The organism is Paenalcaligenes sp. Me131 (genome assembly GCF_050487225.1).
In the GTDB taxonomy this organism is placed as follows: Bacteria; Pseudomonadota; Gammaproteobacteria; order Burkholderiales; family Burkholderiaceae_B; genus Paenalcaligenes.
This window is the reverse complement of record NZ_JBKQGY010000003.1, coordinates 633,433-654,619: the sequence shown is the minus strand read 5'-3', so window position 1 is coordinate 654,619 and position 21,187 is coordinate 633,433. Positions and strand designations below refer to the sequence as shown.

18 protein-coding genes are annotated in these 21,187 nt (G+C 47.9%); 6 read left to right on the top strand and 12 right to left on the bottom strand.

From position 1 onward, the window contains the following. Together rsmG and mnmG are read right to left on the bottom strand one after the other, a co-directional pair. A complete protein-coding gene (rsmG, locus tag ACLPHM_RS14680) occupies nt 1–660 on the bottom strand; it encodes a 16S rRNA (guanine(527)-N(7))-methyltransferase RsmG (RefSeq protein ID WP_430221965.1) in 660 nt (219 codons plus the stop codon). Then, a complete protein-coding gene (mnmG, locus tag ACLPHM_RS14675) occupies nt 660–2,588 on the bottom strand; it encodes a tRNA uridine-5-carboxymethylaminomethyl(34) synthesis enzyme MnmG (protein ID WP_430221964.1) in 1,929 nt (642 codons plus the stop codon). The genes rsmG and mnmG overlap by 1 nt, the downstream gene beginning before the upstream one ends. A gap of 300 nt (nt 2,589–2,888) precedes the next feature. On the opposite strand from mnmG, the gene ACLPHM_RS14670 reads away from it, so the two are divergent. From ACLPHM_RS14670 to ACLPHM_RS14655, 4 genes are all read left to right on the top strand, one after another. Beyond that, nucleotides 2,889–4,058, top strand: coding sequence for a methionine aminotransferase (locus tag ACLPHM_RS14670; protein ID WP_430221963.1), 1,170 nt, complete (start codon nt 2,889–2,891; stop codon nt 4,056–4,058). Nucleotides 4,059–4,890: 832 nt separating this feature from the next. Next, nucleotides 4,891–6,261 carry a diguanylate cyclase gene (locus ACLPHM_RS14665; protein ID WP_430221962.1) on the top strand — a complete coding sequence of 457 codons (1,371 nt, stop codon included), beginning with the start codon at nt 4,891–4,893 and terminating at the stop codon, nt 6,259–6,261. A 56-nt stretch (nt 6,262–6,317) separates the two neighbouring features. Next, entirely contained in the window at nt 6,318–7,172 is an 855-nt protein-coding gene (gene asd / locus ACLPHM_RS14660) for an archaetidylserine decarboxylase (protein ID WP_430221961.1), read from the top strand. A 2-nt stretch (nt 7,173–7,174) separates the two neighbouring features. After that, complete coding sequence (locus ACLPHM_RS14655) at nt 7,175–8,569, top strand: MFS transporter (protein ID WP_430221960.1); 1,395 nt, start codon at nt 7,175–7,177, stop codon at nt 8,567–8,569. A gap of 1 nt (nt 8,570) precedes the next feature. On the opposite strand, the gene ACLPHM_RS14650 is transcribed toward ACLPHM_RS14655, so the two are convergent. Continuing rightward, a complete protein-coding gene (locus tag ACLPHM_RS14650; RefSeq protein ID WP_430221959.1) occupies nt 8,571–9,113 on the bottom strand; it encodes a DUF924 family protein in 543 nt (180 codons plus the stop codon). Nucleotides 9,114–9,685: 572 nt separating this feature from the next. Between ACLPHM_RS14650 and ACLPHM_RS14645 the strand changes: the two genes are divergently transcribed. Next, the gene (locus tag ACLPHM_RS14645) at nt 9,686–9,901 is read left to right on the top strand and encodes a hypothetical protein (protein WP_430221958.1); all 216 of its coding nucleotides are present in this window, start codon (nt 9,686–9,688) and stop codon (nt 9,899–9,901) included. A gap of 43 nt (nt 9,902–9,944) precedes the next feature. Here ACLPHM_RS14645 and ACLPHM_RS14640 read toward each other — a convergent pair whose 3' ends face one another. The 4 genes from ACLPHM_RS14640 to lldR form a co-directional block, all read right to left on the bottom strand. Continuing rightward, a complete protein-coding gene (locus ACLPHM_RS14640; protein ID WP_430221957.1) occupies nt 9,945–10,343 on the bottom strand; it encodes an SMI1/KNR4 family protein in 399 nt (132 codons plus the stop codon). Between the two features lie 86 nt (nt 10,344–10,429). After that, on the bottom strand, nt 10,430–11,809 hold the full coding sequence (mnmE, locus tag ACLPHM_RS14635; RefSeq protein ID WP_430221956.1) for a tRNA uridine-5-carboxymethylaminomethyl(34) synthesis GTPase MnmE: 1,380 nt from the start codon (nt 11,807–11,809) through the stop codon (nt 10,430–10,432). 86 nt (nt 11,810–11,895) lie between these two features. Continuing rightward, nucleotides 11,896–13,044 (bottom strand): FMN-dependent L-lactate dehydrogenase LldD, encoded by a 1,149-nt coding sequence (gene lldD / locus ACLPHM_RS14630; protein WP_430221955.1) that lies wholly within the window; start codon nt 13,042–13,044, stop codon nt 11,896–11,898. Beyond that, nucleotides 13,041–13,811 (bottom strand): transcriptional regulator LldR, encoded by a 771-nt coding sequence (gene lldR, locus ACLPHM_RS14625; protein ID WP_430221954.1) that lies wholly within the window; start codon nt 13,809–13,811, stop codon nt 13,041–13,043. Before lldR ends, lldD begins: the two co-directional genes overlap by 4 nt. Nucleotides 13,812–14,059: 248 nt before the next feature. On the opposite strand from lldR, the gene ACLPHM_RS14620 reads away from it, so the two are divergent. Further along, nucleotides 14,060–15,826 carry an L-lactate permease gene (locus tag ACLPHM_RS14620; protein ID WP_430221953.1) on the top strand — a complete coding sequence of 589 codons (1,767 nt, stop codon included), beginning with the start codon at nt 14,060–14,062 and terminating at the stop codon, nt 15,824–15,826. Nucleotides 15,827–16,042: 216 nt separating this feature from the next. Here ACLPHM_RS14620 and ACLPHM_RS14615 read toward each other — a convergent pair whose 3' ends face one another. The 5 genes from ACLPHM_RS14615 to rnpA form a co-directional block, all read right to left on the bottom strand. Then, entirely contained in the window at nt 16,043–17,479 is a 1,437-nt protein-coding gene (locus ACLPHM_RS14615; protein ID WP_430221952.1) for a catalase, read from the bottom strand. 125 nt (nt 17,480–17,604) lie between these two features. Continuing rightward, entirely contained in the window at nt 17,605–18,579 is a 975-nt protein-coding gene (locus tag ACLPHM_RS14610) for a GGDEF domain-containing protein (protein WP_430221951.1), read from the bottom strand. A gap of 130 nt (nt 18,580–18,709) precedes the next feature. Beyond that, the gene (gene yidC, locus ACLPHM_RS14605) at nt 18,710–20,395 is read right to left on the bottom strand and encodes a membrane protein insertase YidC (RefSeq protein ID WP_430221950.1); all 1,686 of its coding nucleotides are present in this window, start codon (nt 20,393–20,395) and stop codon (nt 18,710–18,712) included. An 89-nt stretch (nt 20,396–20,484) separates the two neighbouring features. Next, a complete protein-coding gene (yidD, locus tag ACLPHM_RS14600) occupies nt 20,485–20,781 on the bottom strand; it encodes a membrane protein insertion efficiency factor YidD (protein WP_430221949.1) in 297 nt (98 codons plus the stop codon). Next, nucleotides 20,778–21,146: a ribonuclease P protein component gene (gene rnpA, locus ACLPHM_RS14595; protein WP_430221948.1), complete on the bottom strand. Its 369-nt coding sequence runs from the start codon at nt 21,144–21,146 to the stop codon at nt 20,778–20,780. Before rnpA ends, yidD begins: the two co-directional genes overlap by 4 nt. Nucleotides 21,147–21,187: the final 41 nt, after the last annotated feature.

The following is a 21,187-nucleotide window of genomic DNA, read 5'->3' as shown; positions in this document are numbered from 1 at the left end:
TCAAGACCCTTTACGTTTTAAATAAACCAAACAACGCTGGGCGTCCAATTCAGGAACGTCTAACGCTTCTATTGTCTCTACCATCCAATCAGTTTCTTGTTCCAATTGGTTGATTTCCTCTTCCGGCTGTTTTCCCTTCATCGCCATGATACAACCCTGAGCAGAAACATGACGACCTGCCAATGTGACAAAATCAGTCAAGGAAGCAAATGCACGTGAAATCACCACGTCTGCTTCGTAGCAATCTCCTACTTCTACTCGTCTATGCGTAGCCGTTAAATTAGGTAATTCCAACACTGCAGACATTTGACGTACAAATGCCATTTTCTTTTCCACAGCATCTACACAGGTAATGTTCCACGTGGAACTAGCCACAGCTAACACCACACCAGGCAAACCAGCTCCTGCTCCCACGTCTACAATACGCAGTGATTCTTTTTGTTGTTGTTCCATATATTTTGTTAGCGCTGGTATTACTGACAAGCTATCAAAAATATGTTGAATCAACATCTGCTCAGGATCACGCAGAGCAGTTAAATTATAAGTTTTATTCCAACGCTGTAATTGAGCAATGTAACGCAGCAATTTTTCTTGCTGCGCTTCACTCAATGCGAGGCCTAGTGTATTGCAGGCTGAAAGCAGCCTTTGAGAGAAATCCATTACGACTGTTTATTTAAATGTTTGGCAAGTGTGTGCCGTTTCAGATATACCAATAACAAAGAGACTGCCGCAGGAGTAATCCCGGAAATACGGCTAGCCTGACCTACAGTGGTAGGTTTAGCTGCATTAAATTTTGCCAATGCTTCGTTAGACAGGCCTTTGACCAAACTATAGTCCATATCCTCAGGGATAGGCTGGTTTTCAAAACCCGCTTGTCTTTCAATTTCGGTTTTCTGTCTAGAAACATAACCGGCATACTTCACTTCAATCTCTACTTGATGGCGTAAGTCGTCATCAAGTTCGGCATTGTCTTGCAAAATACGTTCTTGATCTACGCTAACCAACTGCAGCAAAGACTCATAACGTACTTCGGGGCGTTTTAGTAAATCATAAAGATTGTACTCACGCTCAATGCCCTTCCCTAAAACTTCACTCAATGTTTCACGTGAAACAAGTCTGGGGTTAACCCATGTTCCACGTAGTCGTTCAATCTCTTGAGCTAATGCATCACGTTTACGATTGAAAACATCCCAACGAGCGTCATCAATCAAACCAAGCTTTCTACCAATTTCGGTCAGTCGCTGATCTGCATTATCTTCGCGCAAGCTTAGTCTGTATTCAGCGCGCGATGTAAACATACGGTAAGGCTCGGTCACGCCTCTAGTAATGAGGTCATCCACCAATACACCAATGTAGGCTTCGCTACGTTGTGGAGTCCAACCCTCTAGACCACGAATTAATTGCACAGCATTTAATGCGGCCAACAACCCTTGAGCTGCCGCCTCTTCGTAACCGGTAGTGCCATTAATTTGACCAGCAAAAAACAAACCACGGATGGCTTTGGTTTCCAATGTAGGTTTTAGAGCACGAGGATCAAAGTAATCGTACTCAATGGCATAACCAGGGCGCAGAATTCGGGCATTCTCCAAACCAGGCAGGCTGTGGACAATTCCTAATTGGATATCAAACGGTAAGCTTGTGGATATCCCATTAGGATAAATTTCTGTACTCGTAAAACCTTCAGGTTCTAAAAACACCTGATGGCTAGTCTTGTCAGCAAACTTGTGAATTTTATCTTCAATAGAAGGACAGTACCTTGGGCCTACACCCTCGATGGTTCCTTCAGGGCTATACATAGGCGAACGATCTAAACCCGAACGAATGATGTCATGGGTTTGCTCATTAGTATGCGTAATCCAGCACGGTAACTGTTTAGGGTGCATCGCTGCATTCCCCATAAACGAAAACACCGGTACAGGATTCGTATCACCATGCTGTTCTTCCAACTGGGAAAAATTGATGGTGGTTGCATCAATACGCGGAGGCGTACCTGTTTTCAATCTGCCTTGTGGAAGCTTTAATTCTTTTAAGCGTTCAGCCAACGTAATAGCTGGTGGATCCCCTGCTCGACCACCCGAGTAGTTTTCCAAGCCTACGTGTATACGACCATTTAAAAAAGTACCGGCTGTTAGCACTACTGCTTTGGCTTTGAACCTGACACCAATTTGAGTAATAGCACCTACAACTTTATCCCCTTCAAGGATTAAGTCATCCACAGGCTGCTGAAATACCATTAGGTTTTTCTGATGCTGCACCATCTGACGAATGGCAGATCTATACAAAGAACGATCAGCCTGCGCTCGCGTTGCTCGTACAGCTGGACCTTTAGACTGATTCAAAATTCTGAATTGAATCCCAGCCTTGTCTGTAGCCAATGCCATTGCTCCGCCTAGAGCATCTACCTCTTTTACCAAATGCCCTTTTCCAATCCCACCAATGGAAGGATTGCACGACATTTGCCCCAACGTGTCCATATTGTGTGTGAGTAAGAGTGTAGAAGCCCCCATCCTGGCAGCAGCCAATGCGGCTTCTGTTCCAGCGTGGCCACCACCAACGACGATCACATCAAATTCGTCTGGATAAATCATTCTTGTATCTACAAAAAAACGTAAAAGATCATTATACGACTGCGTATTGCTTATTTTGTTTCAAAAGCCCTTTTACTTGCAGTATCTTTAAATTTATACGCATCTACCACAATGTTTCACGTGGAACATAAAACAAAAAGATGTTCCACGTGAAACACACATCTACGTATACAGATGTACTTTGCCCACACTGCAGATGCGTGAAATGTAGTGCTAGTGGTTTAGCGCATATAGTTATAACAATGTGTAGGCAGTGGATCGCTTAAGATTTTGATAACAAATTTTCTAGTGCATAAAAAAATGAATATCGTATCTAAGCTCCCCGATGTGGGAGTAACCATCTTTACTGTGATGAGTCAGTTAGCAACAGATCATCACGCTATCAATCTTGGTCAGGGCTTCCCAGACTTCAATACTGATAAAGCATTATTGGATGCTGTTTATGAAGCTATGCTTCAAGGCTATAACCAGTACTCGCCTATGAGTGGTCATCCACTACTAAAAAAAGCCATCACAGAAAAAACACAACTTCTGTATGGTGCGTACTATGATCCTCAGACAGAAGTCACGGTGACCAGTGGTGCGAGTGAAGCATTAATGAGCAGCATTCTTGCTTTTGTACATCCCAATGACGAAGTGGTAGTCATTGAGCCATTTTATGATTTGTATTTACCAGTCATTCAATTGGCTGGAGGCGTTGCAGTCCCCGTGTCTATGGAAGCGCCACGTTCTCCGGAACAAAGTTTCAGCATTGATTGGGACAAAGTAGAAAAAGCGATTACCAACAAGACGCGTATGTTAATTATCAATACGCCTCATAATCCTACTGGCGCCATCCTCAAGTCAGAGGATTTAGATGCTCTAGAAAAAATTGTCGCTAACTGGGACATTTTGATTTTGTCCGACGAGGTGTATGAACACCTGGTTTTTGATGGGGCTAAACATTTGAGCATGGCGACTAGGCCTGCACTGAAGAAAAACTCCATCATTGTTTCTTCATTTGGTAAAACGTTTAGCGCTACTGGTTGGAAGGTAGGCTACTGCTTAGCACCACCTGCGTTAAATACTGAAATTCAGAAAATTCACCAGTTTTCAGTTTTTTCAGTACCTACACCACTACAAGTAGGTTTAGCCAGATATATGGCTGATGCTAATACCTATTTAGACCTGCCTAACTTTTATCAACAAAAACGTGATCAGTTGTACCAAGGGTTACGTAATACACCATTCACTCCGTATCAAAGTGAAGGTACCTTTTTCTTATTGGCCTCATACGAAGGGTGGTCTGACAAATCTGAACTTGAGTTCAGCAAATGGTTAACCACGGAATACAGTGTAGGAGTCATACCTGTCTCAGCGTTTTACAGAAACCCAGAATCTAAAGAAGCAAACCAAAACCTCATACGATTCTGTTTTGCAAAACAAGAGCAAACCCTTGCTACAGCGTTAGAGCGTTTACCAAAAAAATAATCCTTTCACAGTTTGTTCACACCGTCCCCTATCAAGTTTTTGGTAGGGGATTTTTTATGCACAGGCTTCAAGTGTAAGGAACCAAATAGCAAAAGACAAGGTCGCTTTAGCCTGTGTAAAGAGTAGATGTAGTTAGTAGTTATTCACTAGTATTTATATATCTTTGGTAGTTAGTATAAGGGGTGTGGATAACTAGGATAACTCCTTGTAGCCCTTATTCTATGCACTTCTACAGAGATTTCCATCACAGGCAAAACTGCATAAGTCTAGGTGTATAGATTGGGCATAAAAATAAGAATCTCTGTAAACAATGTGGTTATCCAATACTCATCCACAACTAATCCTCAAGTCGTCCCTCTAGGACTTATCCACAGAAAATATATTTGCTGTCACGTGTACCTAAAACAACGTTAGCTTTTCAGCAAAGTTCATCTTGAAAAACTGTTGTCAAAAGGATGCTTTCAAAAAAAGTTCAGCAGCTCTTTCTTCCTAGTGTTGTTAACTATCATATATATCTATAGATGATTAATAATGGGTGTCTGTGGATAAGTGGTACAATCCTTTGAAAGCCTGATTATTCAACGCTTTAACCTATATTTTTGCTTGTTGATGGCTGAGCGTTTTGTTGAGGATGGTTTCTGGATAATTTTTGTGTATAAGTTTCATACGCCAGTTAAGCCTTTTCACTCCACAACTTATCCACAAGCACTTCCCCTGCAGCTATCCACAGGCCTTGTTTTTCAAGGGCCTTGCAGCGACATTGTTTAGATCAACATGTGCAAGATATACTCGCTGCATACCAGCAGTTTTTCTTACTTGATGTTGTATTAGCATGTCTAATGTCGCGGTCTACCGCCTTGCCTCTGACTGGCAGAAAACTCTAAAAAAAATTCCTGAGCACATACGCTGTTATGTGAAAGAAGCGGCAAACAGCCATAAAGAGCTACTGGCGTCGTATTTTTATGCCAGTTTGCTGAATGACCAGGCGGCAAACGTGTTCCTAAGTCATGATGAAGTGCAGAAAAGGTTGTCCAGTTCTCTGCAAAAATGGCTAAGCGAGCTTTTTTCGGTCACTCCCGATGATGATTTTGTGGCGTTAGTTGAGTTACAGCGCCAAGTTGGTGATGTGCACGCTCGTATAGATCTGCCGTTGTATCTGGTCTTAAGTGGTGCCCGACTGCTAAAAGAACGATTCTTTGAAATTGTTCAGGAAGAACCGCGCTTAGCATTGATAGATAAGATGGCGGCACAGCAATTTATTGCTGAATCCATAGACATTGCGATTGAGTTTATGAGTCGAGCGTACGCGGCGTCGTACGATAGAAAATCCAGAGCTGAAGAGTCCTACAGGGTGTTTGCAGCTGTGCATAACTCTGCTGCTGAACGGGGGCGTCAACGTGCGGCCTTGCTGGACTGGGAAAACAACCTAATGTTTGAGTTAGCCACAGGTATGGTGGATAAACAGTTATCCACTATCAATAGCTCAGAATTTGGACTGTGGTTTCACCATAAAGGGGCTCATGCGTTTGAGAACCTTAAGGAAACTCTGGTTATACAAAATACGATGGAGCACATCGATCAAGATGTTCTCCCCCGTTTTACACAGGCTAATTCGGCCAACCAGCTGGATGTGCTGCGTGAACTACGCACGCAAACCCGTTTGATTCTACTGAGTATGGATTTGCTGTTTGAACAGCAAAATGAGGTAGAGGCTGGGCGCGATACGTTGACCAAACTATTGGGACGTAAATATTTGCCCGTGGTTTTGGGCAGAGAAGTGGCTTACTCTCGACGTAGAGGTGTGAAATTCGCCTTATTATCCATAGACTTGGATCACTTTAAACGCGTAAATGATGAGCATGGCCACGAGTCTGGCGATGCTGTACTGCGTCAGTTTGCCGAGTTATTAAATGCACAATGCCGTGCAGGCGATTATATTTTTCGCTTAGGTGGCGAGGAGTTTCTCGTTCTGTTGGTGGATGTGAATGTAGACACCGCTTTGCGTATTGCCAAAAAAATTAGCGAACGCATACAGCGAGAGAAATTCATTCTGCCTTTTGGTCATGAATTGAACCTAACGGCGAGTATGGGTTTAGCGCTTTATGATGGTCATCCCGACTATACTCCTACGCTTAGGCGTGTGGATAAAGCCTTGTATCAAGCTAAACATGCCGGGCGTAATCGTATTGAGTTGATGACTTAAGCAATACGTTGTGGACATCTTTTCGTGTGTCCCAATTCTTTTGAATGTGTATAAACATGGTAGAACGTCTGGCCATATGGCTACAGTATTTATTGCCTAAACGCTTGTTAACACAGGCTGTGGGTAAGTTAGCGGCTCATCCTGGTGGTAGCTTAACGACGCGAGCGATAGAGTGGTTCATCAAACGGTATAAGGTGGATATGAGCGAGGCTAGTCAGCCTAACGCCGCTGCCTATGCGACGTTTAATGACTTTTTCACCCGAGAACTGAAAACAGGTGCACGCCCCATTGCCCAATCCGCGCTAGTAAGCCCTGTCGATGGTGCTATTAGTCAGTTGGGCAAAATACAGGTACAGCAGATTTTTCAAGCCAAGGGCCATGATTATTCTGCACAAACGCTGTTGGCTGGGGATACCTCTCTGGCAAAAGTGTTTGAAAACGGGCTGTTTGCGACCTTATACCTGAGCCCTAAGGATTATCACCGTATCCATATGCCCTGCACTGGCCGCTTACGTACAATGACCTATGTACCTGGTGATCTGTTCTCTGTGAACCCATCCACAGCACGTAATGTGCCGGGGTTGTTTGCTCGCAATGAGCGCGTGGTGTGTGTGTTCGACTCAGAGCGTGGCCCATTTGTGATGGTATTAGTGGGGGCCACCATCGTAGGTAGTATGAGCACCGTGTGGCATGGCCAAGTTAATCCACCGCGTTATGGTGAGGTTGTGCATTGGCAGTATGACGATCAACAGATTGTCTTGCAGCAAGGCGAAGAAATGGGACGTTTCTTGCTGGGCTCTACGGTAGTGCTGCTCTTTCCTGAAAACACCTACCAATTCGATTCAGACTGGTCTGCTACCGGAAAAATCTGCATGGGCCAAAGCATGGGCTCTGCATTGCATACTGAGTAATCATGATTGAACAAAATTCGTGGGCCGCGTTGCTACGGGGGCGTAATGGCTTGCGCTCCGTAGCTTTAGCCGGCGGCGTAGCGCTGCACGCCATTAATGTGTATTTAGTGACCACCATTTTGCCGTCTGTGGTCGCGGATATTGGCGGGTTGTCGTATTACGCGTGGAACATGACGCTGTTTGTTATGGCATCCATTATTGGCTCTGCACTATCCCCTAAACTCTTGCAGTCAGTAGGACTGCGCCACGCATTTGTGGTCGCCATGCTGGTCTTTATGGTGGGGACTATTGCCTGTGCGTTGGCATTTTCTATGCCTGCGATGCTTGTGGGTCGTACTGTACAAGGCTTAGGAGGCGGTTTCTTATTAGGCCTGTGCTATTCTGCCGTGCGCTTAGTGTTTCCCGAAGTGTTATGGCCTCGCGCCATGGTATTGGTGTCCAGTATGTGGGGTGTTTCTACACTGATAGGCCCGACGATTGGCGGCATTTTTGCAGAAAGTGGGCATTGGCGACTGGCATTTTGGTCGGTAATCCCTGTTATTGCGTTGCTAATGTTCTTGGTCTGTACCCAGATCGAGGCCGGAAAATCACAAGACAGCAAAAAACTGAAAGTGCCTATGGGCAAGCTGCTGGTGTTAGCCGTTTCAGTGCTGTGCGTGTCTTGGGCCAGTTTATCGGTGAACTGGATGGTCAATGCAGCAGGGTTAGTAGTAGCCATACTGCTTAGCGTATTAACAGGGCGTGCAGACAAGCATAGTGACGCCAATCTATTACCGCATGGTGCTTATCAATGGGGAGGCGTTTTAGCTGTGCTATACGGTTGTATAGCGCTGTTAAGCCTAGCCATAACGGTAGAGGTGTTCATCCCCTACTTTTTACAGACCATACATCATCAAAGCCCTCTGATTGCAGGCTATTTCATGGCGTCGTTGTCCTTTGCGTGGACGATGGGATCATTTTTGAGTGCAGGTCGTTCGCCCGCCACGACGCACCGCTATGTGCAAGTAGGGCCACTGGTCTCTGGATGTGGTTTGTTAGGCCTTGCCATCATGATGCCTATGGGCTTTGGTACAAGCAACATGATGTGCTTCTTGTTGATACCGTTAATGGCTGTGGGTGGTGGTATTGGTGTGTGTTGGCCGCATGTGCTGACGCGTGTGTATCAAGCCGCTCCCAAAGGGCAAGAGAACATAGCCTCTTCTGCCATTATCACGGTGCAGTTGTATGCGTTGGCTCTAGGGGGCGCATTTGCCGGTATGTTGACCAATTTGGCTGGCTTTGTGAATCCTGGCGGCTTTGAGGGTGCGCGCCAGGCTTCTGTAGTACTGTTTAGCGTGTTGAGTATTGGCCCTCTGCTAACGGTATGGCTGATTTACAAAGGGTTGTCCAAACACTGATTTACCCGCTAAACCCACCTTCTTTTATGTACTCTACTTCTTCGGGGGTAGAGTCTCGACCCAGAATCTTGTTTCGATGAGGAAAGCGGCCAAAACGTTGAACAATCTCACGATGGTGGTGAGCAAATTTCAACCCTTCACCAGTTTTTCCTCGTTCGTTTAGGCGCACAGCTAGATTTTGATCTTCTAGACTTTCAGAGTGCGTAAAGGGCAGATAACAGAACACTCGTAATTCTTGTGGCAAGGTGAGGTCACCTTTTCGTTCTATTAGTAGTCTAGCGTAGTGACGGGCTAAGCTATCAGTGGCATACATGTGACCACTTTCTCTAAAACAGTTGCGTGGAAATTGGTCCAGCAAGATCAGTAACGCTAAACCGCTGTCATCATATTGAATCCAGCTTTCCAATTCGCGACGAGCCGCTTGCCAGTGTAGGGCTTGGCAATGGTGGTGAAATTCACGGTCAAACTCTGTACTTTTATTAAACCAGTGATCTGCGTTTTCCGACCAAAATGCCAGAACATCATCATGAGCAATGGCGGACATAGGGTTCTCCTGAATGGATTGACATAAGAAATCCTAGCACACTAAAAAATTTTGGAACTTTACAAGCTGAAAAACTATGTTAGGGTTACACCCCATAAGCGATTAGCCCAGCGGTAAAGCGTTGTCATCTCTAGGTTGCAGCCATCAGTTCAAATGTGGCATCACCTACTACTATTCCGCACCTATGGGTGCGTTTTTTGATCTGTCTACACAGCGTCAAGCTTCATGCATTATGTACTGCAGACGCTCTTTGCAAGGTGTTACAGTGGTTATGGGGTGATACGCTTAGACAAAGTAAATTTCAGCTAGGACACAGCTGTGTAGGATTTAGGAAAAACGCGGCTATAAACAGACAAAGCGTTACAAATTAGCGATGTTAGGCGGAAAAAGCGTAATTTTAGCGTAGGAAAAGCAGTTTTAGAGTTGCGACGATTTTTGCTATGACTAGAGTATGTCCATACCCGTAGTGTCTATCCCTGACTCTGTACAACTCAAAACGACGGTTATCGTTGTGGTGTGCTGTTAGAATTCACGTCAACGTCCCCTTCTTACTTTTTGATGCAGAGCCCGCCATGTCTAAAGTATCCACTCAACTACTACTCATAGGTTTGATTTTGGTGGTGATTACGTTGGGCCTGAATATATATAGCAGCGTGACAGCAGATACGCTGCGAGGCGAAGAATTATTTTCGACTAACTGGTGGGCGCGTTGGTTTCCGCTGTACGGGACTGGGGGCGGATTGATGTTGGTAGGTGCTGTGTTGCGTTGTACAGGTAAAGGGCGCTAAATAATTACCTTGGTGATAGGGGTAGGGTGTAGCCTTCTATGCGCTAACGTTCCCCTAAGGTTAGCCCTTCTTGAGTAATGAGTAGGTCTTCAAGGGACTCTGCGGATTTTTCTAAAAAATCTATGCTCATTACCCCCATTCCTACTTCAAATACTTCCCCGTTTTCATTGAGCAAAATGGCTTGGCCACCGCTGTCATCGCCAATCATGAAATAACCCGGCATGTATTCCGCTACGTCATAATCTGCGTTTCTCGCAGTAAGTGCCTCTATTTCGTGCAGAGTTAAACAACCCTCTGAGCGTAAGCCATTACTCACCAAGAGTAGGTCTATATAGGCTTGAGGGAAGCTAATGGTAGAGCGCGACTCAGCAAACTGTATGTGTTCTAGCGACGCAGGCGAATTAACAGAGTAGTGGTCACGTAGATACTGTATATCTAGCATTGAAAACACCTACGCTATCTAAAAAGTCAAAATGAAATGGTAGTGCACATACTCTACTGTAGGGTATGTGCTTTTTGCTGCGTGTATTACTTACCAATACAGAAGCTAGAAAAAATTTCGCCCAGTAAGTCGTCGCTAGTGAACTCACCAGTAATAGAGCTTAGCGACTCATGGGCTAAGCGCAGTTCTTCGGCAAACAAATCCAATACCTGATCGCTGTGAGACGCGTGCTGTGCAGCAATGCTCAAGTGCTCGTTGCTGTTTTCCAGTGCACGTAGATGGCGTTCTCGTGCTAACCATGGGGACTCGCCGCCCCCTGTCCACCCTGCTATGTCTAGCAATGCGCTACGTAGGTTATCTAAGCCCTGCCCTTTCTTGGCCGAGATATGCAAGGTGCGGGCTTGTGGGTTATGTGCTGGCAACGCCGCAGAGGCCGTGTCGTCTAACAGATCGCACTTGTTGTAGACGTTCAAGATAGGTACGTCAGTAGGCAAGCGTGCGGTGATGGCATCATCGAGCTGATCGTTGGGCTGTCTGGCATCGTGTAGGTGCAAGATCACGTTCGCTTTGGCGATCTCAGCCCAGCTACGCTCAATACCAATGCTCTCTACGGTATCTTCCGTTTCACGTAGGCCTGCGGTATCCACGATATGAATGGGTACGCCGTCTAGGTGGATCAGTTGGGTGACGCGATCGCGGGTGGTGCCAGCAATGTCGGTCACGATAGCGATGTCATCGCCTGCCAGTGCATTCAGCAAACTGGATTTACCTACGTTGGGCTGCCCTGCTAACACGACGTGCAAGCCATCACGTAAGACCATGCCTTGTTTGGCTTGGCGCATCAGGTCATGCAGCGTTTGTTGTATGCCTTGCAACTGGGCTGCCGCTTGGTATTTTTCTAAGAAGTCTATTTCTTCTTCGGGGAAGTCTAAGGTGGCTTCTACCAGCATACGTAGATGCACGAGCTTATCGGCCAGCTCGTTCACATGCTGTGAAAATGCCCCCGACAATGATGCCATTGCACTTTTGGCTGCAGCACTAGAGGAAGCGTTGATGAGGTCAGCCACCGCTTCGGCTTGGGCTAAGTCCATACGATCATTTAAAAATGCGCGTTGGGTGAACTCACCGGGTTCTGCTAAGCGTAAACCGAACTCTTTACCTACTTCTAAGCAACGCTCTAGTACGCGGCGTAATACGGCTGGGCCGCCGTGGCCTTGTAGTTCAAGTACATCTTCGCCGGTGTACGAGTTGGGGGCGGAGAAGAACAGTGCAATGCCCTCGTCTATGCTTTGCCCTTCTGCATCGTTGAAGGGAATGTAATGCGCATGACGGGGTTTAAGTTCGGTGTTTAGCAGTGCTTGCGTAAAGGCACGCAATTGTGGGCCAGATACACGAATAACACCTATGCCGCCTCGGCCAGGAGCTGTGGCGATAGCAACAATGGGGGAATGGGAGGTATAGGACATAAGTGGCACACAAAAACGGCTGAAAACATCGTTATTGTAAGCCACCCGCCCCCATCACTGTATGCAGGATGGGGGCAAGGATGTGGTTACTGTTGTGCGCCAGCCTGTACTAGCATGTTGGCAGAGATATCAGCAATGCTACGTGTGCTGGTCAGCGTCATGGCCACGCGCATTTCTTTTTCTATCAATTGCAGCAGGTTGCGTACTCCAGCCTCACCAGCAGTAGACAGTGCGTACAAGAATGCACGGCCAATCATCACAGCATCAGCACCCAGTGCCATCATACGCACTACATCTAGCCCAGTACGGATACCCGAGTCGGCCAGAATTTTGAGGTCGCCTTTAACGGCATCTGCAATAGCCGGCAATGCACGGGCCGATGACAACACGCCATCCAACTGACGGCCACCGTGGTTAGACACCACAATACCGTCGGCACCAAAGCGTACCGCATCACGAGCATCATCAGGATCCAGAATGCCTTTGATGATCATGGGGCCTTTCCAGAAATCACGAATCCACTCTAGGTCTTTCCAGGAAATGGAAGGATCAAAGTTATTGCCTAACCAACCTATGTAATCTTCTAGGCCAATCTTCTTACCTAAGTAAGCAGAGACGTTACCCAGATCATGGGGTTTACCGTTTAGGCCCACATCCCACGACCACTGAGGGTGAGTAACGGCTTGCCAGTAACGACGCATGGCGGCATTGGGGCCACTCATACCTGAGTGCGCATCGCGGTAACGTGCACCCGGTACAGGCATATCTACCGTGAATACCAAGGTGCTGCAGCCAGCCGCTTGGGCGCGCTCTAAGGCGTTTTTCATGAAACCACGATCGCGCAGCACATACAACTGAAACCACATAGGGCGGTTAATTGCTGGGGTGACTTCCTCAATAGGGCAAACCGATACCGTAGATAGGGTAAAGGGAATACCGTGGGCGTCGGCGGCGCGGGCGGCTTGTACCTCACCACGTCGGGCAAACATGCCCGTTAACCCTACGGGGGCGAGCACCACAGGCATGGACAGTGACTCACCAAACAACTCGGTACTCAAGTCTAGATTAGACATGTCTTTGAGTACCCGCTGGCGCAGGGCAACATCAGACAAGTCTTCTACGTTACGACGCAATGTGTGTTCCGCGTATGCACCACCATCGGCATAGTGAAACAAAAAAGGGGGGAGCCGTTTTTTAGCGGCTTCTCTGTAGTCGGTAGCAGCAGAAATAATCATAGTAGCGGGTCCGGAAGAGAGAAACGGGTTAAGCGTTGGCGACGAGCATGGTTGTCGTCGTTCTCGCGTATGGTGTCCTGTACGTAATGCAGATGTTGGCTGATGGCGTGTTTAGCTTGTTCTGGATCACCCGCCAAGATGGCATTCATCAGGGTTTCGTGTTGATGCGTCAACATTTTGAGCACATTAGGCTGCGAACTTTGGAACATGGTGTTGCGGCTTTGACTGACCACCGATAGCAGTACATCAAAGAGCCCTCGCATGAACTGTATGAGCACAATGTTGTGTGAGGCTTCGGCGATAGACATGTGGAAGCGCGCATCGGCGCGCGAGGATTGCTCGGCATCACCTTGCTGCTGGTAATTCACCATGATGTCAAAACAGCGCTGTATGTTGTCTTTATCTTGGTCGGTAGCACGTAAGGCGGCATACCACGCGGTACTGCTTTCTAGTGCGTGACGGGCTTCCAGCATGTCGTAGTTATAGGCTGGGTCAGCCACGACCAATTGCGCCAAGGGCAATAAGTTTTTTTCTGGCCAATCTTGTATGGGTGACAGCACGAAGGTACCGCCCCCTGGACGGGTTGCTAATAGACCTTGGCTGGCCAGCGTACGTATGGCTTCGCGAACGGGGGGGCGAGACACATTTAACTGTGCTGCTAATACACGTTCAGCGGGCAAACGCTCGCCTGGCTTTAATTGTTGGTCACATATCAGTTGTTGTATTTGTTGTGCTATCTGGTCAGACAGGCGTAAGGGAGTGGACATCTTGTGGGCCCAGGATAGTAGAAATGTGGCGTATTTAATTGATTTTGGTATTACCAGATTATAACGTTTGTACGGATTTTTGTATCCCTACAAGGGTAAATACGGGTTTCGTGTAAAGTGGTATTACCAATATGATTCAGGATGTTTATTTTTTAGCTAGGTAAGTGAGTGGTCGTAGAGTGGGATGGATGTAGGCAAAGAAAAACCCACCATTACGTGCTTGCCGATTCTTCAGAAGAGTATTAACTATGAGTTCTTTCTACATGCTACTGGCGTTGGCTCCAATTGCTGTAGTGTTCTTGTTGATGGTTGTACTAGAACGCTCTGCAAAATTCTCCATGGGAGTTGCATACGTCGTTACTGCGCTGCTGGCATTGTTTGTGTGGAATGCCCAAGGTACCGTGGTTGCGGCGGCGACTGTTCATGGGTTGATTACGGCCATTACCTTGCTCTTTATCGTGTTTGGCGCGATTTTGCTGCTGAACACCTTGAAAGAAAGTGGCGCTTTACAAGCCATACGCCAAGGTTTTACTGACGTCTCCCCTGACCGCCGCATACAAGTCATTATTGTGGCGTGGTTGTTTGGCTCTTTGATTGAGGGCTCTTCAGGTTTCGGTACACCATCAGCGGTAGGAGCTCCATTGCTCTTGGCGTTGGGTTTCCCTGCCATGGCTGCGGTGATGTCTGTACTGATTATTCAGTCCACGCCAGTATCGTTCGGTGCTGTGGGTACGCCTATGTTGGTGGGTGTGCGCTCCGGTATTGATAACAAAGCCGATGTGGCCGCTCTGATCTCTCCTAGTACGCCTCTGGAGTACTTGCAGCAGATCGTGGATAACGTGGCGTTGGTGCATGCTCTGACAGGCTTTGTGATTCCTCTGATTCTGTGTGGTTTGCTGACACGTTTCTTTGGTGCGAAGCAATCCTTCCGTGAAGGTTTGGGCGCATGGAAATTTGCGTTGTTCGCTGGTATTGCGTTCACCGTGCCGTACTACTTCATCGCGACTATCTTGGGACCTGAGTTCCCATCTATGTTGGGTGCGCTGATTGGTTTGGCGATTGTGGTGCCTGCCGCGAAAAAAGGTTTCTTGATTCCTAAAACCACCTTTGATTTCCCTCCTCGTGATTCATGGGAAGAGAAATGGTTGGGTACGCTGCGTACTGTAGATGATGATCCTACGGCCAAAAAATTCTCCGTATTGCGTGCGTTCTCGCCTTACGTATTGGTTGTCGCTTTCTTGATCATTACTCGTACTATTCCAGCTGTAAAAAGTGCGCTGACTGGCCCTGATGCCACCATCACTTTTGCTAACCTGTTTGGTACAAAGATTTCTAGCTCTGCCCAGTTCTTGTTCTCACCAGGTTTTATCCTGATCGTAGTGTCCTTGCTGTGTATTGCCATCTTCAAAATGAACATGCAACAGTTTGGTCGCGGTATTAAGAACTCTGGTATCACCATGCTAGACGCGGCCCCTGCTCTGTTGTTGGCAGTGCCTATGGTGCAAGTGTTTATTAACTCTGCAGCGGCAGATGGTTCACTAAACAGCATGCCATTGGTATTGGCTCAGGGTGCGGCTGGTTTGGCTGGTCACAGCTGGCCTAACGTTGCTCCATGGGTAGGTAGCTTGGGGGCGTTTATTGCTGGTTCTAACACTGTTAGTAACATGATGTTCTCGTACTTCCAGTTTTCCACAGCACAGCACATTGGTCTGGGTATTGATGCATCAGCCATTGTGGTAGCGTTGCAGGCCGTTGGTGGTGCAGCCGGTAACATGATTTGTGTACACAACGTGGTTGCAGCGGGTGCGGTGGTAGGGATGATGAACCGTGAAGGTGAGATCGTTCGTAAAACATTGATCCCAATGGCCTACTATTGTATTCAGGCTGGTCTGATTGGTCAGGCTCTGATTACAGGCAGCATGGGCTGGTGGATTGCCGCCTTGGTATGGTTGGTCGCATTCTTCGGAATTCTGTCCAGCAACAAAGGCAAAGCTTTGAAAGTAGCAAACGCATAACCCGCCTTGCCCATTTAGCCATCCATATGGCGACATTAAGCCCCACGTATTGCACGTGGGGCTTAATGCTTTGGGGATGTAGTCACTTTCGTTTGAGTGTAAAAGCGGTGGCAAACAAGGTATGACGGTGTGAGCGAGTACAGTCATTACGTTATACACAGCCATAAAGAAACCGGAGCAGCATAAGCGCTGTTCCGGTTTCTTAGTGGGTAGCGATTAGGCTTTTGCTAAGGCCTTACGCACACCTTCTGCATACGCAGGGTCAGCTTGATGGAAGTGTTCTAGCTGTCTGTCGATGATGAACTGAGGTACACCAGCCATGGCAGCAGCAACGTTATCAAACAGTTGTTGCTGTTGATCTGGGCTCATCAAACGGAACAGGTCACCCGGTTGTGAGTAGTAATCACTGTCTACGCGATGGCTCCAGTGGTCAGCAGCTTTACCATCCAAGGCCAGAGGCGGTTCTTGGTAAGAGGACTCTTTCCATGTACCGGCGCTGTTAGGCTCGTAGTTAGGTTTGTTGCCTTGGTTGTCGTCTACACGCATAGCACCATCACGGTGGTAGCTATTGTGGAATGGGCATTTAGGCGCATTCACAGGGATCTGGTTGTGGTTGATCCCCAAGCGGTAGCGCTGGGTATCGCCGTAGGCAAACAATCTACCTTGCAGCATACGGTCTGGAGAGTAACCAATACCAGGAACCACGTTGCCAGGTGTAAAGGCAGCTTGCTCAATTTGGGCAAAGTAGTTGTCTGGGTTACGGTTCAGTTCCAACACACCCACATCGATCAGCGGGAAGTCGCCATGTGGCCACACTTTAGTCAGATCAAAGGGGTTGAGGTGGTAGTTCAGTGCTTGTTCTTCTGTCATCACCTGAATGCGCAGTGCCCAACGTGGGAAGTCACCGGCATCAATGTGCTCGTACAGGTCGCGTATAGCGCTTTCACGGTCTTCACCTACCAGCTTGCTGGCTTCTGCATTGGTGTAGTTCTCAATGCCTTGCATGGATTTGAAGTGAAACTTCACCCAATGGCGTTTTCCCTCGGCGTTGATCAGGCTGTAGGTATGGGAACCAAAGCCGTGAATTTGGCGGAAGTTTTTAGGTAGACCACGGTCACTCATCAAAATGGTGACTTGGTGCAGTGATTCGGGGTTCAGTGACCAGAAATCCCAGGCATTTGTCATGCTACGCAGGTGGGTTTGTGGATCACGTTTTTGGGTGTGGATAAAGTCAGGGAACTTCAGAGGATCACGGATAAAGAACACCGGGGTGTTGTTGCCCACCATGTCCCAGTTACCTTCCTCAGTGTAAAACTTCAGCGAAAAACCACGTACGTCACGCTCGGCATCTGCTGCACCAGCCTCACCAGCGACAGTAGAGAATCTGGCCAATACAGAGGTTTGCTGCCCTTTTTTGAACACATTGGCACAGGAGTACTGGCTAATGTCGTGTGTGGCGGTAAAAGTACCAAAAGCACCTGCGCCTTTGGCGTGTACTACACGTTCAGGGATACGTTCACGATTAAAGTGCGCCAGCTTTTCCAACAACCACGTGTCCTGCATCAAGACTGGTCCACGCGGGCCAGCCGTCATGGAATCATTGTTATGGCTGACGGGGGCGCCAGCAGCTGTGGTCATGAGGTCTTTCTTCATTGAAGCTCTCCTATTCGGGTGTATGTACAGGGGATCTGTATTGCACTCTATATGTGATCTATTCTAGGAGAGTTTGTTTCTTAGTTGAAATTGAATATATTGAAGAAGTTGATAGCTTTACTTAATCACTGCTGTGTATTCGCTTTTACCGGGGTAGAAACACAATCCTGATTTCGTCCGCGAATTTTTGCGGTATAGAGGGCTTTATCAGCAGCTTTATACAGATCCTCGAAAGAGCATAGCTGAGTGCTGGAGACCAAACCAGAGGAAAAGGTGTAATAAATTATGCTCTGGGCCGTACTGAACGGGTGTTTTTGCAGATGTACACGCAGTTTTTCTAGTAAGTCTTGTCCACAGCTAGTGGGGGAATTGGGCAATACGACTAAAAACTCTTCCCCGCCGCTGCGCCCTATTACGCCACCCGCCGCTCGTATAAGGATATCGGCCTGGGTAGAGAAATGGCGTAATACGGCATCACCCATAGCGTGACCGAAGTTGTCATTCACTGATTTGAAGTGATCCAGATCGATGATTGCCACCGTCAGAGACTGGTGTTGTCCTAAGCAATATTCATAGAGCTGGTGAAAGCGTTGAATGATTGCCCCCCTATTGGGGAGCCCGGTCAGGTCATCCGTTTTAGCAGCAAGTACGGCCTCGGCATGGGCTTTCTGTAAGGCGAACTCTTTGTTTTTGATGGCCGTGAAGTCAATGATTTGCACCATCGTCCACTGATTCGTAAACGTGACCTCTGTACCCCACATCCAGCGCCCATCTAGCATGACCACCTCAAATGTGCGTACGGGAATAGTACGGCGTTTGGATTGCACCGTGCTGATCCATTGCGATAAGGGGCCAATAATGCGAGGGCCTTTTTGCTGGTGAAAGCAGTGGCTAATGATGCTGTGAAAGGTTTGATCGCCGGGCTGTACGGCGTAGAGCTGCATGAACGAGGGGCTGGCAAAGTACAGCTGATCGTCTGCATTGAAAATGGCAACGGCGGTATTACTGGCCAACACCCACTGCCCTAATTCTTGTTGTGCTGCTATGCCGTTAGTAGTTGAAGGAACAGGCGGTGTGAGGAAGGAAGATGAGTCAACCATACGTTCCAGTTGCGAAAAAGATTCGAGGGCGCGATGCAACTGACGCCGTATTAAGAGAAAACAACTTGAGGTGTAGGCACTAAAAAGGGGCAGACGTTATGTCGGCCCCTTTAGGATAAATCAACGTCGCTTAGCGTTTAGCTGCAGCGGTTTCTTTGTCCAGTTTATGCATGATGTAGCGTTGCTGAGCGATGGACAAGGTGTTGTTCACGCACCAGTACAGAACCAGACCAGCTGGGAAGAAGAACATCATCCCCCCGAATACCAATGGCATGATCATCATGATACGAGCCTGCATTGGATCTGGAGGTGTTGGGTTCAACTTGATCTGCAGGAACATGGTGGCCATCATCACTGCTGGCAAGATGAACCATGGGTCACGTGCGGCCAAGTCTTGTACCCATAGGATCCATGGTGCACCGCGCATTTCCACGCTGCCCAACAGTACCCAATACAGAGCAATAAACACCGGAATCTGTACCACCATAGGCAAACAACCACCCAATGGGTTGATCTTCTCGGTACGGTACATTTCCATCATGGCGGCATTCAGCTTGGCTTTGTCGTCACCGTATTTGGCGCGCAGAGCTTGCAAGCGTGGTGTTACCAGTTTCATTTTGGCCATAGAGCGGTAGCTGGCTGCTGACAACGGGTAGAACACCAGTTTGATCAGCACTGTCAGTGCCACAATAGACCAACCCCAGTTACCTAGGAAGCTGTGCAACAGCGCCAACAGGTAGTACAGAGGTTTAGCCAGAATCGTTAACCAGCCGTAATCCACAACCAGATCTAGACCCTCGGCCAAGGAACCCATAGCGGCTTGGTCTTGTGGGCCTACCCACAGATCAGCAATCATGCTTTGGCTTGCACCAGGAGCAATGCTACCCATGCCTTCGATGGTACGAATAGCGTACAGGTTGTCGCTTACACGCAGAACTTGGTTGGTACGGGCGCTGTCTGCGGGTGGAACCCACGCTGTCGCAAAGTAGTGCTGTACGAAACCAATCCAGCCATTATTGGCTTGGGCTGTGTAGCTAGCTTTGTTCTTGTCTACATCCGAGAAAGAAATTTTCTGGAATTTATCTTCACTGGAGTACACCACAGGGCCAGTAAAGGTGTTGTACAGACGAGAGGAATCAGGAGGGTTGTTACCATCACGAGTCAACTGCAGATATACAGAAGGCTGGATCGTAGCGTCACTCACGTTGAACACGTCGTGTCGTACCTGAATGGCGTAGCTGTCGCTACCCAAGGTAAAGGTTTTTACTACACGAACGCCATCGGCAACGGCTTCAAACACCAGTGTACGCACGTTGGCGCTATCGACAGTGTTAGATACCAGACCGTAGGGGGTCAGGTGAGTAGGATAGCTTTGACCTGCTGGCGCACCCACAATACCGCTTTGTACCATGTACACCGAGTCGGCAGAGTTATCCAGCAGCACCATTGGTTGATCAGGCGCTTCAGGGGAGTTGTACTTCAGCAGTTCAGCTTTGACCAACTGGGCACCAGTAGGATCAAAACTCAACTTATACACATTGGTCTCAACCTGTACAAGTTCGGTGCTGGGGGTAACCGCAGCACTGACAGGCAATTCAGCAGGCGTGCTGGCTGTCGCTGGTGCGGCTGATGGGATGCTAGCGTCGGACGTGCCGGTTGCTGTAGGTGCACCATCAGTGGTGGCCTGTGCAGTGGTTTCGCTTGCAGGGGTACTGGAAAACAACGAAGGTTTGCCATTGTACTCTTGCCAGTTATTCCATAGCAGCAGGAGCGAGAAGGAGAAGATCATCCAAAGGAGGGTACGACGAATATCCATAGCGCCTGTTTCACAATATGAAGCTGAGCAAACTTAGCAGTTTAACGCAGCTTGATGCTGGACTGATAATTTATGTAGATGTTACAGGGTTAGTGATTACATCCAGGGTGATTATCATGGGAAGTCTGCCCGGAATCAGGCTTTTCAGTGGCGACTGACAAGCGATTTTTGACCGGGGGAACGGGATCATAGCCACTACTACCCCAAGGATGGCAACGAGCAATACGACGAATGCCAAGCCAAAGTCCTTTTAGGGCTCCGTGTGTCTGAATGGCTTCAATAGCGTAGGCGGAGCAACTGGGGCTGTAACGACAACAGCGGCCTAACCAGGGGCTGATCACATACTGGTAAAACCGTATGGGGGCGATCAGCAAGGCTTTGATCATTGTTGTACCCGTTTGAGGTGTTCTTCTGCTTCGTTACGTACCAGTTCTTTTAATTGGCGTAGCGAAATATCGGGTACTTTGCTGTGCAACCTAAAGACATAATCGCGAGCAGGTAGCAGATGACGCTGGTGCCTGAAGGTATCGCGCAATATGCGTTTGATTTGATTACGGGTGACAGCCAAAGGAGCAGAGCGCTTGGGGATAATTAATCCCAGGCGGGCTTGTTCCTGTGGAAAACTCTCGCCAGATGAGCGTGGAGTATTTACAACGAACAAAGCCCCTCTGGCGATACGCCGGCCTTTGAGGGCCTGCACATATTCGGAGGGGCGTTTTAAACGGGCAGTGGCTGGAAATGTTGTGACCATGATTGCTCAGGCACTAGAATGTGCCAGCCATTTTCCGCTAA